The following is a 15,982-nucleotide window of genomic DNA, read 5'->3' as shown; positions in this document are numbered from 1 at the left end:
CATGCCCAAGCGCACCGACCTGAAGTCCGTCCTGGTCATCGGCTCCGGCCCCATCGTGATCGGCCAGGCCGCCGAGTTCGACTACTCCGGCACCCAGGCCATCCGCGTCCTCAAGGAGGAGGGCGTCCGCGTCGTCCTCGTCAACTCCAACCCGGCCACGATCATGACCGACCCGGAGCTGGCCGACGCCACCTACGTCGAGCCCATCACCCCGGCCGTGGTCGCCAAGATCATCGAGAAGGAGCGCCCGGACGCCCTGCTGCCCACCCTGGGCGGCCAGACGGCGCTGAACACCGCCATCGCCCTCGACAAGGACGGGGTGCTCGAGCGCTTCGGCGTCGAGCTGATCGGCGCGAACATCGAGGCCATCGAGCTCGGCGAGAACCGCGAGCTGTTCAAGGGCGTCGTGGAGCGTGCCGGCGGCGAGTCCGCCCGGTCCCACATCGTGCACACGATGGAGGAGGCCCTGGCCGCCGTCGAGGACCTGAAGTACCCCGTGGTGGTGCGCCCCTCGTTCACGATGGGCGGCCTCGGCTCCGGCATGGCCTACGACGAGGCCGACCTGTACCGCATCTGCGGCGCCGGCCTGCAGTACAGCCCGACCTCCGAGGTCCTGCTCGAGGAGTCCATCCTCGGCTGGAAGGAGTACGAGCTGGAGATGATGCGGGACAAGAACGACAACGTCGTCGTCGTCTGCTCCATCGAGAACGTGGACCCCGTGGGCGTGCACACCGGCGACTCCATCACCGTGGCCCCGGCCATGACGCTGACGGACCGCGAGTACCAGAAGCTGCGGGACATCTCGATCAACGTCATCCGCGAGGTCGGCGTGGACACCGGCGGCTGCAACATCCAGTTCGCGGTGAACCCCGTGGACGGGCGCGTCGTCGTCATCGAGATGAACCCGCGCGTCTCCCGCTCCTCGGCGCTGGCCTCGAAGGCCACCGGCTTCGCGATCGCCAAGATCGCCACCAAGCTGGCCCTGGGCTACACGATGGACGAGATCCCCAACGACATCACCCAGAAGACCCCGGCGTCCTTCGAGCCGGTCCTGGACTACGTGGTCGTGAAGGTCCCGCGCTTCGCGTTCGAGAAGTTCCCGGCGGCGGATCCCACGCTGACCACCACCATGAAGTCGGTCGGCGAGGCCATGGCCATCGGCCGCAACTTCACGGAGGCCCTGCAGAAGGCCCTGCGCTCGCTCGAGCAGAAGGGCTCGGAGCTCGCGTTCCCGCAGGACGCCGACCCGCAGGCCCTGCTCGCGGCGGCGAGCACGGCCACCACCGACCGGCTCTCCCAGACCCAGCAGGCGCTCTACGCCGGCGCCACGATCGAGGAGGCCTTCGAGGCCACCGCGATCGACCCGTGGTTCCTGGACCAGTTCGTGCTCATCAACGAGGTCGCGGACGAGATCCGCGACGCCGAGGTCCTCGACGAGGCCCTGCTGCGCCGCGCCAAGCGGCACGGGTTCTCCGACGCCCAGATCGGCTCGCTGCGGCACATGGACGCCGCGGTCGTGCGCGGCGTGCGTCACGCCCTGGGCGTGCGCCCCGTCTACAAGACCGTGGACACCTGTGCCGCCGAGTTCGAGGCCTTCACCCCGTACCGGTACTCCAGCTACGACCTCGAGACCGAGGTCGCCCCGCACGAGGGCGAGTCGGTGATCATCCTCGGCTCGGGCCCGAACCGGATCGGCCAGGGCATCGAGTTCGACTACTCGTGCGTGCACGCCACCATGGCGCTGCGCGAGGCTGGCTACGAGACCGTGATGGTCAACTGCAACCCGGAGACGGTATCCACGGACTACGACATCTCCGATCGCCTCTACTTCGAGCCGCTCACGCTCGAGGACGTCCTGGAGGTCATCGCGGCAGAGGAGGCCTCCGGCGGCGTGCGCGGCGTCTTCGTGCAGCTCGGCGGTCAGACCCCGCTCAAGCTGGCCCAGCAGCTCGCCGACGCCGGCGTGCCGATCCTGGGCACCTCGCCCGCGGCCATCGACCTGGCCGAGCACCGCGGCGAGTTCGCGCTCGTGCTCGAGCGCGCGGGCCTGGTGGCGCCGAAGAACGGCACGGCGGTCTCCTTCGACGACGCCAAGCGCGTGGCGGACGAGATCGGCTACCCCGTGCTCGTGCGCCCCTCCTACGTGCTCGGCGGCCGCGGCATGGAGATCGTGTACTCCGAGGAAGCACTGGCCCACTACGTGGAGCACGCCACGGAGATCACCCCCGACCAGCCGATGCTCGTGGACCGCTTCCTCGAGGACGCGATCGAGATCGACGTCGACGCCCTCTACGACGGCACCGAGCTGTACCTCGGCGGCGTCATGGAGCACATCGAGGAGGCGGGCATCCACTCGGGTGACTCCGCGTGCGTGCTGCCTCCCGTCACCCTGGGCCCGGACGTGCTCGAGCGCGTGCACCGCGCCACCGAGCGGATAGCGGCCGGCGTCGGCGTGCGCGGCCTGATCAACATCCAGTTCGCGCTCGCCTCGGACGTGCTGTACGTGATCGAGGCGAACCCGCGCGCCTCGCGGACCGTGCCGTTCGTCTCGAAGGCCACGGGCGTCCAGCTGGCCAAGGCGGCCGCGCGGATCGGCGTCGGCGAGAGCATCGCCGACCTGCGCGCGGCGGGCATGCTGCCCACGGCGTACGACGGCGGCACCCTGCCGATCGGCGCGCCCGTGGCGGTCAAGGAGGCGGTGCTGCCGTTCACCCGCTTCCGCACCGCGGAGGGCCGCGTGGTCGACTCGCTGCTGGGCCCGGAGATGCGCTCGACGGGCGAGGTCATGGGCATCGACAAGCACTTCGACACCGCGTTCGCCAAGTCCCAGTCCGCCGCCGGCGGCCCGCTGCCCACCTCGGGGCGCGTGTTCGTGTCGGTCGCCAACCGGGACAAGCGCACCCTCGTGGGCCAGGCCAAGCGCCTCGTCGACCTCGGCTTCCAGGTGGTCTCCACCGGCGGCACCGCCGAGGTGCTGCGGCGCAACGGCATCCCCGCGGAGGTCGTGGCGAAGATCGCCGACGCCGGGCACGAGGACGGCGCGGGCACCGTGCTGGAGCAGCTGCACGCCGGCACCGTCGACCTCGTGCTGAACACGCCCTCCGGCGGCGACGCCCGCACGGACGGCTACGAGATCCGCGCGGCCGCGACGTCGCTCGGCGTGCCGGTGATCACGACCACGGCCGAATTCGGGGCGTGCCTGCAGGCCATCGAGGCCATGCGGTCCTACGAGTGGTCCGTCACCTCACTGCAGGAGCACGACGCGCGCCTGCAGCAGGCTGTCGCCGGTCCGGAGGCCGCGGCGTGACCACGACGGCGACGGGCGGCGCGGGGCCCCGCGCCCCCTTCGGGCGGCGGCTGGCCCACGCCATGGAGACGGCCGGTCCGCTGTGCCTCGGCGTGGACCCCCATCCGGGCCTGCTGCGGCAGTGGGGCCTGAGCGACACCCCGGCGGGCCTCGAGGCGTTCTCCCTGACCGCCCTCGAGGCGGCGGTGGGTCCCGAGGGGCCCCGCGTGGCGGCGATCAAGCCCCAGGTGGCGCTGTACGAGCGCCACGGATCGGCCGGCCTGGCGGCCCTGGAGCGGCTGCTCGCGGCCGCCCGGGACGCCGGGGTGCTCACGATCGCGGACGCCAAGCGCGGTGACATCGGCTCCACCATGGACGGCTACGCCGCCGCGTGGATCGCCGACGCCTCGCCCCTGGCCGCGGATGCGGTGACGCTCAGCCCGTACCTGGGTTTCGGCACCCTCGTGCCGACCATCCGCGCCGCCCACGAGGTCGGCCGCGGCGTGTTCGTCCTCGCGCTGACCTCCAATCCGGAGGGCCGCGAGGTCCAGCACGTGGGCGAGGGGTCGGCCGAGGGATCGGTCGCCCGGCGCATCGCCGCGGCGGCGGCCGCCGAGAACGCGGCCCTGCGCGGCGACGACGCGTGGGGGCCGGTGGGACTCGTCTTGGGCGCCACGGTGGCCGCCGAGGCGGACCGCCTCGGCCTGGACCTGCCGGCCCTCGGCGGGCCCCTGCTGGCGCCCGGGTTCGGTGCCCAGGGCGCCACGGCCCGGGGCATGCGGGCCGACTTCGGGACGGCCTGGCCGCAGGTCTTGGCGACCTCGTCCCGCGGCATCCTGAGCGCGGGCCCGTCGGTGGCCTCGCTGGTGGACACGATCGAGGAGAATCGCGCCGCCCTGCGGTGACGCCCGCGTCCTCCCGGCGCGCCCGTGCCGTGTGGACGGGATGGTATCTTCCCTTTCGATCGGCTGTGCTCGTCGTCCTTGACCATGGAAGGGTCACGACGGGGCCGGTGGGGAACGAGAGGCATCGAGGTCAGACCCATGGCGTTGCGGCAGCTCAGTGTGCAGGAGAGGGCGGAGGCCCGGAGGAAGGCCCTCCAGGCCCGCCAGGCGCGGGCGGAGCTCAAGGCGGCCTTCGCCGCCGGTGAGGTCGGCCTGGCCGACATTTTCGCGCGCGCGGACGCCGACGACGCCGTCGCCCGTCTGCGGACCGTGGACCTGCTGCTGGCCCTGCCGGGCGTGGGCGAGGTCCGGGCCCGGGAGGCGATGGCGGGGTGCGGCATCTCGCCGCGGCGTCGGCTGGGCGGCCTGGGCCGTCGTCAGCGCGAGGCGCTGATCGCCTATATTGGCCGGTGACCCCCACATCCCGGCGGGTCGGCGCCGGCCCGGGTGACGGGTCTGCGAGGCCCGTCCCACCAGGAGGATGCGTGACCGACACGTTCGACCCCGGACCCGCCCCCGCCGTCCCGGTGGCCCGCACCGTCGTCCAGGAACGCCCCCCGGGCCCGGGCGTCACCGTCCTGGCCGGCCCCACCGCCGTCGGCAAGGGCACCGTGTCGGCCTATGTCCGCGAGCACTACCCCGAGGCCTGGCTGTCCGTCTCCGCCACCACCCGCCCGGCGCGCCCGGGCGAGGAGGACGGGGTGCACTACTACTTCACGACGCCGGAGGAGTTCGACTCCCTCGTCGAGGCGGACGAGATGCTGGAATGGGCCGTCGTGCACGGCGTCCACCGCTACGGCACGCGGCGCGACCGCGTGATGGAGGCCGTGGCGCAGGGCCGCCACGTCCTGCTGGAGATCGACCTGCAGGGAGCGCGCCAGGTCCGCCGTGCGCTGCCGGAGGCCACCTTCGTGTTCCTGGCGCCGCCGAGCTGGGAGGAACTCGTGTCCCGGTTGCTCGGCCGCGGCACCGAGAGCCCGGAGGAACAGCGCCGCCGGCTCGAAACGGCTAGACTGGAACTCGCCGCGGAACCCGAGTTCGACGCCGTCGTCGTGAACGACCGCGTGGAGCGGGCCGCCGAGGAACTGGTGAGACTCATGGGGCTGGACCCCGAGCGCCGTCCGACCGAGGCCTGAGGACCGGCCGCACCGACGCCGCACCCGGCGCCGACGTGACAGTGAGATGAAGACTTTGGAGACCCCGTGACCGAACAGTACGAAGGCATCGTCAACCCGCCCATCGACTCCCTGCTGGAGCGGGTCGACTCGAAGTACGCGCTGGTGCTCTTCGCCGCCAAGCGGGCCCGGCAGATCAACGCCTACTACTCGCAGCTGCACGAGGGGCTGTTCGAGTACGTCGGCCCGCTCGTGGACACCCAGCTGAACGAGAAGCCGCTGTCCATCGCCCTGCGCGAGATCGAGGCCGGCCTGCTCGAGTCCCACGAGGCCGTCGAGGCCACCCCGGAGGCCGAGCTGGCCGCCGAGGACTTCGGCGACTTCTCCCTGCCGGGCGAGGACGACCCGTTCGCCACCCTCGAGTCGTCGGACGCCCACCAGCCGACGGGCGATCCCGCCGCCATCGAGGAGGCCGCCGAGACGGTGCGCGCCGAGGAGGGCATCTCCGAGGACGCCCCGGAGGCCTGAGCCCGTCATGGAGATCGTCCTCGGGGTCGGCGGTGGCATCGCGGCCTACAAGGCGGCGCTGCTGTTGCGCCTGATGACCGAGGCCGGCCACGGCGTGACCGTGGTGCCCACCGCCAACGCCCTCGAGTTCGTGGGCGCGGCCACGTGGGAGGCCCTCTCCGGTCGCCCGGTCCGCACGGACACGTTCGAGGCGGTCGACGAGGTGAACCACGTCCGGCTCGGCCGGCATGCGGACCTCGTGGTGGTCGCGCCGGCCACGGCCGACCTGCTCGCGCGCACCGCCGCGGGGATGGCGCCCGACCTGCTGGGCAACGTGCTGCTCACCGCCACGTGCCCCGTCGTCCTGGCCCCCGCCATGCACACCGAGATGTGGCACCACCCCGCCACGGCCGCCAACGTCGCCCTCCTGCGCGAGCGCGGCGTCACGGTCGTGGATCCCGCCGTGGGCCGCCTCACCGGGGCCGACTCCGGCGCCGGACGTCTGCCCGAGCCCGCCGAGATCTGGGAGCGCGCGCAGGCCGCCGCGGCCGCGGGCGCCCCGCGCCGTCCCCGGGCCTCCGGTTCCGGTACCGAGCCGACGCCCGGCCCGCTGGCCGGTCGCACCGTGGTGATCACGGCCGGGGGCACTCGCGAGGCCCTGGACCCGGTCCGCTACCTGGGCAACCGCTCCTCCGGCAAGCAGGGGGCCGCCCTGGCGCGCGCCGCCCTCGACGCCGGCGCCATCGTGCGGTTCATCGCCGGGTCCATGTCCGTCCCGGCACCCGAGGGCGTCGAGCGCGTCGTGCAGGTGGAGTCCACGCAGGACCTGCTCGAGGCCGTGCTGGCGGAGGCCGCCGACGCCGACGTCCTCGTGATGGCGGCGGCCGTCGCGGACTTCCGGCCGGCTGAGGTCTCCGACGCCAAGATGAAGAAGGGCGACGACGGCGGCGCGCCCGTCATCGTGCTCGAGCGCACCCCGGACGTGCTCGCCACGGCCGTGCGGACCCGCTCCGAGGGCGGGCCCATGGCCCCGCTCATCGTCGGCTTCGCCGCGGAGACCGGCGACCCGACGTCCTCCGTGCTCGAATACGGCCGGGCCAAACTGGCGCGCAAGGGCTGCGAGATGCTCGTGGTCAACGAGGTCGGCACGGACAAGGTGTTCGGCCGGGACGAGACCGCCGTGACCATCCTTTTCGCCGACGGCCGCCCCGCCGTGGAGGCGGCGGGCTCCAAGGACCAGGCGGCGGCCGCCGTCGTGCAGGCGATCGTGGATGACCTCGCCGGTCGCGACCCCGCAGGCGCGTCGGGCCGCTGACCTAGACTGTGCGGCATGACCGATGCCGCCTCGCTGAGCCCCGCCCGCCACGCCGACCCGTATTCGGGGGTGGGCGGCGGAGAGCTCCGTCTCTTCACCTCCGAGTCCGTCACGGCGGGCCACCCCGACAAGATCTGCGACCAGATCTCCGACGCCATCCTGGACGCGATCCTCGCCGCCGACCCGTCGGCGAAGGTGGCCGTGGAGACCCTGACCACCACGGGCCTGGTGCAGGTGGCCGGCGAGGTGAACACCTCGGCGTACGTGGAGATCCCCAAAATCGTGCGCGAGACCATCCTGGACATCGGCTACGACTCCTCGGCCAACGGCTTCGACGGCGCCCAGTGCGGCGTGAACATCTCCATCGGCCAGCAGTCCTCGGACATCTTCGCCGGCGTCTCCCGGTCCCTCGAGACCCGCGAGTACGGCTCGGCGGACGAGGTGGACGAGCAGGGCGCGGGGGACCAGGGCATCATGTTCGGCTACGCCACGGACGAGACCCCGGCGTACATGCCCATGCCCATCTACCTCGCGCACCGGCTCTCCGAGCGGCTCACCGCGGTGCGTCGGGCGGAGAACACGCCCATGCCGTACCTGCTGCCGGACGGCAAGACGCAGGTCACCATCGGCTACGCGCCCGGCCACGTGCCCACCACGGTGGAGGCCGTGGTGGTCTCCACGCAGCACCACGAGTGGGTCACCCAGGAGCAGCTGCGGGCGGACGTGGAGGAGCACGTGATCCGACCCGTCATCGAGCGCTCCGGCCTCGACACCTCCGGCATGCGGATCATCATCAACCCGGGTGGCAAGTTCGTCATCGGCGGGCCCGTGGGCGACGCCGGCCTCACCGGTCGCAAGATCATCGTGGACACCTACGGCGGCATGGCCCGGCACGGCGGTGGCGCCTTCTCCGGCAAGGACCCGTCCAAGGTGGACCGCTCCGCCGCCTACATGCTCCGCTGGGTGGCGAAGAACGTGGTGGCCGCCGGCCTCGCCTCGCGCGCCGAGTTCCAGGTGGCCTACGCGATCGGCTCGGCCCGGCCCGTGGGCCTGTACGTGGACACCTTCGGCACGGCCACGGTGCCGGAGGAGAAGATCATCGAGGCCGTGAACGCGGTGTTCGACCTGCGTCCGGCCGCCATCGTGAAGGAGCTGAACCTCCTGCGGCCCATCTACCGACGGACCGCAGCGAACGGCCACTTCGGCAGGGACGACGCCGACTTCACGTGGGAGCGCACGGACCGCGTCGAGCAGCTGCGCGCTGCCGCCGGCCTCTGACCCGGGGGCGGGCATCACGGACGCGCTGTTCGCCCTCCCGGAGCCGGAGGACGCACCCCGGCTGCCGGAGCGGGCCGAGGGGTGGCCGGAGCGGCCGATCGCACGCGTCCTGCTGGACTCGCCCGTGCCGCACCTGGACCGCGAGTTCGACTACCTCGTGCCCGTGGCCCTGGACGCTCGGGCGGTCCCCGGCTCCCGCGTGTCCGTCCGCTTCGGCGGACGGGCCATGACGGGCTGGCTCGTCTCGCGGGAGCAGGAGCCGGCCACCGGCGCCCAGCTCACCGAGCTCACCGGCGTACTCACCGTCATCCCGCCGCTGACGGAGGAGGTCCTGGCGACCGCTCGCGCGGTGGCCCGCCGCCAGGCCGGCGTCGTCACGGACGTCCTGCGGGCCGCGGTGCCCCCGCGCGTGGCGCAGGTCGAGAAGGCCGCCCTGGCGGAGGACGCGGAGGCCGCGGCGGACCACCCCGTGACGCTGACCGGAACGGACGCCGAGCGTCCGGAGCCGCCCGCGGCGGAGGAGGGCCTCGTGCCCACGGTGTGGGAGTCCCTCGAGGGGGGCACCGCGTTCGTGTCCGCCGTGCTGGCCGGGGACGCCGCGCGGGCGGCCGCCGTCGTGCCCTCGCGCCTGTTCGAATGGGACGAGGCGGGCGCGCTGGCCGCCCTAGCGCGCACGGTGGCCGCCTCGGACGGCGGCGTCCTGCTGCTGGTGCCCGACCACCGCGACCTCGACCGGCTCTGCGCCGCCCTCGACGAGCACGTGGGGGAGGACGCCTACGCGCGGATCGGCTCCGAGGACGGCAACACGCCCCGGTACCGCGCCCACCTGGCCGCGCTGCGCGGCACCCGGCGCATCGTGGCCGGCACCCGGGCCGCCGTGTGGTCGCCCGTGCGCGACCTGCGGCTGGTGGTGCTCTGGGACGACGGCGACGACGCGTGGGCAGAACCCCGCGCGCCCTACTTCCATGCCCGAGAGGTCGTGCTGGAGCGAGCCCGCGCGACCGGCGCGGCGCTGCTCTTCGCCGGGCCCTCCCGGTCCGTCCCGGTGCAACGGCTCGTCGAGTCGGGCTGGCTGCTGCACCTGGGCCCCTCCCGTGCGGCCCAGCGCGAGCTCGGGCCACGGGTCGTCTCCACCGCCGACGCCTGGGAGACGGCGCGCGACCCGTTCGCGCAGCGGGCGCGGCTGCCGCAGGCCGCCTGGGCCGCCGCCCGCGCCGCGCTGCTCGGACCACGGCCGGGCCCGGTGCTCGTGCAGGTGGCCCGGGCCGGATTCATCCCCGCCCTGGTGTGCGAGCGGTGCCGCACGCCCGCCCGCTGCCGTGTCTGTGCGGGGCCGCTGGGCTTCCGCGACGCGCGGGCCGCCCGGCACGGGGAGGTGGCGTGCCGGTGGTGCGGCACCCGGGAGCGCGGCTTCCGGTGCACCGAGTGCGGCGGCACGACGCTGCGGGCCGGCGCCCGCGGCGTGGACCGCACGGCCGAGGAGCTGGGCCGGGCGTTCCCGCGCGTGCCCGTGCACGCCTCCTCAGCGCAGCACATGCTCGGCTCGGTGCCGCCCGGGCCCTCCCTGGTGGTGGCGACCGTGGGGGCCGAGCCGGTGACGCCCGACGGCTACGCGGCCGCCCTGCTGCTCGACGGGGACAGCCAGCTCCAGCGCGAGGGCCTCGACGTGCCGGGCCGCGTGCTCGCCCGCTGGCTCGCGGCCGCCTGCCTGGTCCGCCCCGCCTCCGACGGGGGCGTCGTGGTGGTCACCGCGGACGCGTCGGAGGCGGTGAACGCGCTCGTCCGCCGGGACCCCGACGGCTTCGCCGCGCGCCAGGTCGCCGAGCGGCGCGAGCTGCACCTGCCTCCCGCCGGCCGACTCGCAGAGGTCTCGGGGGACGCCGCCGCCGTCGCGGAGTACCTCGAGCTCGTGGAGGCCGCCCGCCGGGAGCGGCCGGACGAGGACATCCACGAGGATCCGCACTCGGCCCCGCTCGACGGCGGCCCGGCGCGACTGCCCTGGATCGGGCCGGTGCCGGACCCCGCCGACGAGACCCGCTCCCGCGCCCTGCTGATCTTCCCGTACGCGGCGGCCGAAGCCACCGTCGGCGCCCTGCGCGCCGCCCGGTCCGCGGCGAGCGCCCGGCGCGAGACCGCCCCGGTGCGGGTGCGGCTCGACCCGGCCGGGGTGCTCTGAGGGGGCGGCTGGACCGACCCGCAGCCCGATGGACAGGAGCGCGGCGATGCCGGGGCGATAACGGCGTCAGCGGCCGGCGCGGCGGAGCCAGTCGCGGATCAGCGCCGCGCAGGCGGCCGGGCGTTCGTAGTGCAGCAGATGCCCGACGCCGTCGAGGACGTGCAGCTCCGCCGTGCCGCCGCCGGCGTCGATCGCCGCGGCGAGCGCCTTCTGTGCCGGCACCGAGCCCAGCGGATCCTCTCGCCCCGCGACGAGCAGCACCGGCAGGGTGAGGCGGGCGGCGACGTCGGCCACGGAGCCCGTGCTCGAGGCGCGGTACGCCTCGGAGAGCATGCGCGCGGAGGCGAAGCCCGAGAAGTGACGCCGGTGCTGGTCATGGGTGTACGCGAGGACATCCCTGTCCCTGGTGCGGGTCGTGGCGAGCGTGGTCACCCACACCACCGGCGGCGCGCCCAGCAGCAGCCGCGCCGGGCGCTCGGGTAGGCGAGCGGCGACCTCGTAGTACCCCTCGGCGACGGCCGCCAGCACCCGACTCGTCACAGACGCGGACGCCTGCAGCGCGGGTTCGGCGATGGGGTTGAGCAGGACCAGCCGTGCCCACCGGGACGGGTCCCGGACGGCCAGCTCGGCCGCCACCGTCGTCCCGTAGGAGTGTGCGACCAGCACGGGGGCGGCCGGCAGACCCAGGGCGGCGACGCCGGCGGCCACCGCGTCCGCGTGATGGGCCACGGTGTGCTCGGCGTGAGGGAAGGGCTCCGAGTCCCCGAAGCCGGGCAGCTCGATCGAGTGGATCGGATGCTCCGGGAGCGCGTCGGCCAGCAGGGCGAGGCCGTGGTGATCCCCGCGGAAGCCGTGCACGAACACGAGCGGGGCAGCGGCCGGGTCTCCCTCGGGTGCGCCTCGCGATCCCGGCGCGGCCTCCGGAACGGGGGCGTACTCCCACACGGCCACGGACGACGGGGTCCTGCGGACGGGGTCCGGGACCGCCAGGGTGCGCCGGCGGGGCGTCCGGGCCACGTGGCCCGTCAGCACGCGGGGATCGGCGGGCGCCGCGGGCGGCCGCAGCAGATCGCGCAGGCGGACGGGCGGGCCCGGGGCGGCGGGCGGCGTCGGGACAGGCACGTCCCCACCCTAGCCAGGCCGGTGTGGAACCTCACCGACGTCACCCACGCCTCCCGCACGCTGCTGCTGGACCTGAGGCCACGCTGCCCGGAACCCGGCGACTCCTGGTCCTGGCCAGGATGGTGCGCGGATGCCTACGGTATTGCGTCCCGTCCTCGGCCCCGGCGCCCGGACGGGCGCGCCCCGTCCCCCACGAAAGGTCCGTGCGTGCAGCACCCCGTCGCCCTCAGATCCCTCAAGATCGCCCTCGCCTTCGTCGGTCTCCTGGTCGGCGCCGGCTTCGCCACGGGTGCCGAAGTCATCCAGTACTTCGTCGGCTTCGGCTGGATCGGCATCGTGGGCGCGGGCCTGGCCGGCCTGCTCGTCACCGCCGGCGGCGCCGTCATCCTCCAGCTGGGCAGCGTGTTCCTCGCGGCCGACCACAAGGTCGTCTTCCGCAGCGTCTCGCACCCTGTGATGGCCCGGATCCTGGACGTCGTGGTGACGGTGACGCTCTTCGCGATCGGCGTCGTCATGCTCGCCGGGGCGGGCTCGACGCTCGCCCAGCAGTTCGGCTGGCCGACGTGGGCGGGCTCCACCCTGATGACCCTGCTCGTGCTCGTGACGGGCATGCTGGACGTGGAGAAGGTCTCCGCGATCATCTCCCTGATCACGCCCCTGGTGGTCGTCGCGGTCGTGGCCGGGTTCGTCCACGTCCTGGTCACCCGCGACGGCGGCTTCACCGCCCACGAGTCCCTCGCCGTCCAGGCCACCACGCCGGTGGACCCGTGGTGGCTGTCCTCGGTCAACTACTTCGGCCTCGTCGTCGTGATGGCCGTGTCCATGTGCCTCGTGATCGGCGGGTCCATCACCCACCCCCGCGAGGCGTTCCTCGGCGGCCTCACCGGTGGCCTGATGTACACCGCCCTGCTCCTGATGGCCTCCACGCTGCTCTACCTCGGCTACGCCGAGATCGGCCGCGCCGACGTCCCCATGCTGCGGCTGTTCGCCTCGATCGCGCCCTGGCTGGGCTGGGCGATGGTCGTGGTGATCTACCTGATGATCTTCAACACCGCGATCGGCATGTTCTACGCGCTGGGACGCCGCCTCACGGCCGACCGCCCGGGCCGCTACCGGCCCGTGTTCGCCGGCGTCACGCTGCTGGCCTTCGCGGTGAGCTTCGTCGGCTTCGGCGACCTGATAAACGTCGTCTACCCGGCGCTGGGCCACCTGGGGATCGTGCTCGCGCTCGTGCTCCTCGTCTGGTGGCTCACCCACCGCCGGCAGATCTCCGCCGAGTCGGGGCTGCGTCTGCGCCTGCTCGCGCTGCTCCGCCTGCGTGAGCATCCGGAGAAGACCTTCACGGCCCAGCACGCCGTGCAGCTGCAGGAGGCGGTCGGGGACTCCGTGGCGGCCCCGGACGCGGTGACGGAGGCCCTCGAGGACGAGGTCGCCCAGGTGCTCGAGGAGGACGACGCGCTCACCTCCGAAGGGGCGCGCCCCGGTCCCGACGCCGGGCCCGAGCGTCCGGCAGGCGGCAGCCACTCCGCCTGAACGCGCCTGCCCGGCCGGGCACGGCGTCTCGGAGCGGCCCTGCGGCCGGGCCGGGGCGCCGTCGCCGTAGGATGGGGTGGCCGGCCGTGCCGCCGGCCCCGTCCGCGCCGCCCGAGGGCCGGCGCCCCATCCCGACTGCGTGAGGACTCGAACCGCCGTGAGCCAGACCCCCGACAGCGCCGTGCCGGCCACCCCCAGCATCCCCGCCGACGCGGAGTACTCGTTCCGTGACGTGGAGGCCCGCTGGGCCGGGTACTGGGAGCAGGCCGGGACGTTCGCCCCGCGCGAGGACGGCTCCGAGACCCGCACCGTGGTCGACATGTTCCCGTACCCGTCGGGCGACCTGCACATGGGGCACGCCGAGGCGTTCGCGATGGGCGACGTCGTCGCGCGCCACTGGATGCAGCGCGGCTTCGACGTGCTGCATCCCATCGGCTGGGACTCCTTCGGCCTGCCGGCCGAGAACGCCGCCATCAAGCGCGACGCCCACCCGGCCGAGTGGACCTACGCGAACATCGAGACGCAGAAGCGCTCCTTCCAGCGGTACGGCATCGCCGTGGACTGGTCCCGTGAGCTGCACACCTCGGACCCCGAGTACTACCGGTGGACCCAGTGGCTGTTCCAGCAGCTGTACCGCAGGGGCCTGGCGTACCGGAAGGACTCCCCGGTCAACTGGTGCCCCCAGGACCAGACGGTGCTCGCCAACGAGCAGGTCGTGGACGGCCGCTGCGAGCGCTGCGGCACCGAGGTCACCAAGCGGACCCTGAACCAGTGGTACTTCCGCATCACCGAGTACGCGGACGCGCTGCTGGACGACATGGACCAGCTCACCGGCCACTGGCCCGAGCGCGTGCTCGCCATGCAGCGCAACTGGATCGGCCGCTCCGAGGGCGCCCACGTCGACTTCCAGGTCGAGGACGGCCCCGTCGTCACGGTCTTCACCACCCGGCCGGACACGCTGCACGGCGCGACCTTCATGGTTGTCGCCGCCGACGCCCCGCTGGCCGCCGAGCTCGCCGGCGACGACGTGCGGGCCGAACTCGAGGCGTACCGCGAGGACCTGAAGAAGGTCTCGGACATCGACCGCCAGGCCACGGACCGCCCGAAGAGCGGCGTGTTCCTGGGCCGCCACGCCGTGAACCCGCTGACCGGTGAGCGTCTGCCGATCTGGGCCTCGGACTACGTGCTGGCCGACTACGGCACGGGCGCCATCATGGCCGTGCCGGCCCACGACCAGCGGGACCTCGACTTCGCCCGCGCCATGGGCCTGCCCGTGCGCACCGTGCTGGACACCGGCGAGGAGGACCCGGCGGTATCCGGCGTCGCGACGACCGGCGAGGGCATCCTGGTGAACTCCGGGGAGCTCGACGGCCTGGACAAGACCGCGGCCATCGCGCGGGCCATCGAGATCGTGCAGGAGCGCGGCACCGGCCGGGGCACCACCACGTACCGGCTGCGCGACTGGCTGCTCTCCCGTCAGCGCTTCTGGGGCACCCCGATCCCCGTGGTCCACTGCCCGGACTGCGGCGAGGTGCTCGTGCCGGAGGACCAGCTGCCGGTCACCCTGCCGACCGACCTCAAGGGCGAGCAGCTCGCCCCCAAGGGCCAGTCGCCCCTGGCCGCGGCGACGTCGTGGGTCGAGGTGGACTGCCCGCAGTGCGGCGGCCCCGCGCGACGGGACACCGACACCATGGACACGTTCGTGGACTCGTCCTGGTACATGCTCCGCTACGCGTCCCCGAACGACGACGCCCGCGTCTTCGACCCCGAGGCCCTGCGCCGCTGGCTGCCCGTGGACCAGTACGTGGGCGGCGTGGAGCACGCGATCCTGCACCTGCTGTACGCCCGCTTCTTCACCAAGGCCCTGCACGACCTCGGCCTGGTGCCCTTCACCGAGCCGTTCCGCGCCCTGCTCAACCAGGGCCAGGTGCTCAACGACGGCAAGGCCATGTCCAAGTCGCTGGGCAACGGCGTGGACCTGGGCGACCAGCTGGACCAGTTCGGCGTCGACGCCGTGCGCCTGACCATGGTGTTCGCCTCGCCGCCCGAGGACGACGTGGACTGGGCCGACGTCGCCCCGGGGGCCGCCGGCAAGTTCCTGGCCCGCGCGTGGCGCCTGGCCCGCGACGTCCGCGCGACGGGCACCCCGGCCGGCACGGACCCGGCGGACGGGGCCGTGGCCCTGCGCCGGGTGACCCACCGGACCGTGCACGAGGCCCAGCAGCTGCTGGACGACGGCAAGTTCAACGTGGTCGTCGCCAAGACGATGGAGCTGGTCAACGCGGCCCGCAAGGAGATCGACGCGGGTGCCGGCGCGGCCGACCCCGCCGTCCGCGAGGCCGCCGAGGCCGTGGCCGTGCTGCTCTCCCTCGTGGCGCCGTACACGGCCGAGGACATGTGGGTCCTGCTGGGCCACGAGCCCTCCGTGATCCGCGCCGGCTGGCCCGCGGTGGACGAGGCGCTGCTGGTCGAGGACACCGTCACGGCCGTCGTCCAGGTCAAAGGCAAGGTCCGCGACACCCTCGAGGTGCCCGCGGACATCACCGCCGAGGACCTCGAGGCGCGCGCCCGCGCGTCGCAGAAGGTGCGGAACTTCATCGGGGACGCCCAGATCGTCAAGGTGATCGTGCGCGAGCCCAAGCTCGTGAACCTGGTGATCCGCTGACCGCGTGAGACCGGCCCCGACCAGGCCGGGGGAGAGGAGGC

At 73.7% G+C, this 15,982-nt stretch carries 11 protein-coding genes; 10 read left to right on the top strand and 1 reads right to left on the bottom strand.

What is annotated here, in order from left to right; all coding sequences use genetic code 11:
* Position 1: 1 nt before the first annotated feature.
* The 8 genes from carB to B1A86_RS06160 all read left to right on the top strand — a co-directional run bounded on the left by carB (position 2) and on the right by B1A86_RS06160 (position 10,621).
* A complete protein-coding gene (carB, locus tag B1A86_RS06195; RefSeq protein WP_078025475.1) occupies positions 2–3,307 on the top strand; it encodes a carbamoyl-phosphate synthase large subunit in 3,306 nt (1,101 codons plus the stop codon).
* Positions 3,304–4,191 (top strand): orotidine-5'-phosphate decarboxylase, encoded by an 888-nt coding sequence (pyrF, locus tag B1A86_RS06190; RefSeq protein ID WP_078025474.1) that lies wholly within the window; start codon positions 3,304–3,306, stop codon positions 4,189–4,191. Before carB ends, pyrF begins: the two co-directional genes overlap by 4 nt.
* A gap of 138 nt (positions 4,192–4,329) precedes the next feature.
* Complete coding sequence (gene mihF, locus B1A86_RS06185; protein ID WP_010078601.1) at positions 4,330–4,644, top strand: integration host factor, actinobacterial type; 315 nt, start codon at positions 4,330–4,332, stop codon at positions 4,642–4,644.
* A 71-nt stretch (positions 4,645–4,715) separates the two neighbouring features.
* A complete protein-coding gene (gene gmk, locus B1A86_RS06180) occupies positions 4,716–5,366 on the top strand; it encodes a guanylate kinase (protein ID WP_078025473.1) in 651 nt (216 codons plus the stop codon).
* A gap of 66 nt (positions 5,367–5,432) precedes the next feature.
* Positions 5,433–5,873 (top strand): DNA-directed RNA polymerase subunit omega, encoded by a 441-nt coding sequence (gene rpoZ, locus B1A86_RS11845; RefSeq protein WP_078025472.1) that lies wholly within the window; start codon positions 5,433–5,435, stop codon positions 5,871–5,873.
* A 7-nt stretch (positions 5,874–5,880) separates the two neighbouring features.
* A complete protein-coding gene (gene coaBC / locus B1A86_RS06170; protein ID WP_078025471.1) occupies positions 5,881–7,167 on the top strand; it encodes a bifunctional phosphopantothenoylcysteine decarboxylase/phosphopantothenate--cysteine ligase CoaBC in 1,287 nt (428 codons plus the stop codon).
* Positions 7,168–7,182: 15 nt separating this feature from the next.
* Positions 7,183–8,445, top strand: coding sequence for a methionine adenosyltransferase (metK, locus tag B1A86_RS06165; protein WP_078025470.1), 1,263 nt, complete (start codon positions 7,183–7,185; stop codon positions 8,443–8,445).
* 13 nt (positions 8,446–8,458) lie between these two features.
* Positions 8,459–10,621 carry a primosomal protein N' gene (locus tag B1A86_RS06160; RefSeq protein WP_371705212.1) on the top strand — a complete coding sequence of 721 codons (2,163 nt, stop codon included), beginning with the start codon at positions 8,459–8,461 and terminating at the stop codon, positions 10,619–10,621.
* 66 nt (positions 10,622–10,687) lie between these two features.
* Here the strand turns inward: B1A86_RS06160 and B1A86_RS06155 are convergent, their stop codons facing one another.
* Entirely contained in the window at positions 10,688–11,743 is a 1,056-nt protein-coding gene (locus tag B1A86_RS06155) for an alpha/beta fold hydrolase (protein WP_078025468.1), read from the bottom strand.
* A gap of 207 nt (positions 11,744–11,950) precedes the next feature.
* Here B1A86_RS06155 and B1A86_RS06150 point away from each other — a divergent pair, with 207 nt between their 5' ends.
* Both B1A86_RS06150 and leuS read left to right on the top strand, forming a co-directional pair.
* Entirely contained in the window at positions 11,951–13,276 is a 1,326-nt protein-coding gene (locus B1A86_RS06150; RefSeq protein ID WP_138976801.1) for a hypothetical protein, read from the top strand.
* Positions 13,277–13,433: 157 nt separating this feature from the next.
* Complete coding sequence (gene leuS / locus B1A86_RS06145; protein ID WP_078025467.1) at positions 13,434–15,941, top strand: leucine--tRNA ligase; 2,508 nt, start codon at positions 13,434–13,436, stop codon at positions 15,939–15,941.
* Positions 15,942–15,982: the final 41 nt, after the last annotated feature.

It is taken from the genome of Micrococcus sp. KBS0714 (assembly GCF_002008305.4).
Classification (GTDB): domain Bacteria; phylum Actinomycetota; class Actinomycetes; order Actinomycetales; family Micrococcaceae; genus Micrococcus; species Micrococcus luteus.
The sequence above is the reverse complement of the archived record's forward strand: the minus strand, read 5'-3'. Positions and strand labels throughout refer to the sequence as shown.

What these genes read in the sequence shown, in the direction of transcription:
- mihF (WP_010078601.1), top strand. Translation starts at nt 4,330, where the DNA reads ATGGCGTTGCGGCAGCTCAGTGTGCAGGAGAGGGCGGAGGCCCGGAGG.
- coaBC (WP_078025471.1), top strand. Translation starts at nt 5,881, where the DNA reads ATGGAGATCGTCCTCGGGGTCGGCGGTGGCATCGCGGCCTACAAGGCG.
- carB (WP_078025475.1), top strand. Translation starts at nt 2, where the DNA reads ATGCCCAAGCGCACCGACCTGAAGTCCGTCCTGGTCATCGGCTCCGGC.
- metK (WP_078025470.1), top strand. Translation starts at nt 7,183, where the DNA reads ATGACCGATGCCGCCTCGCTGAGCCCCGCCCGCCACGCCGACCCGTAT.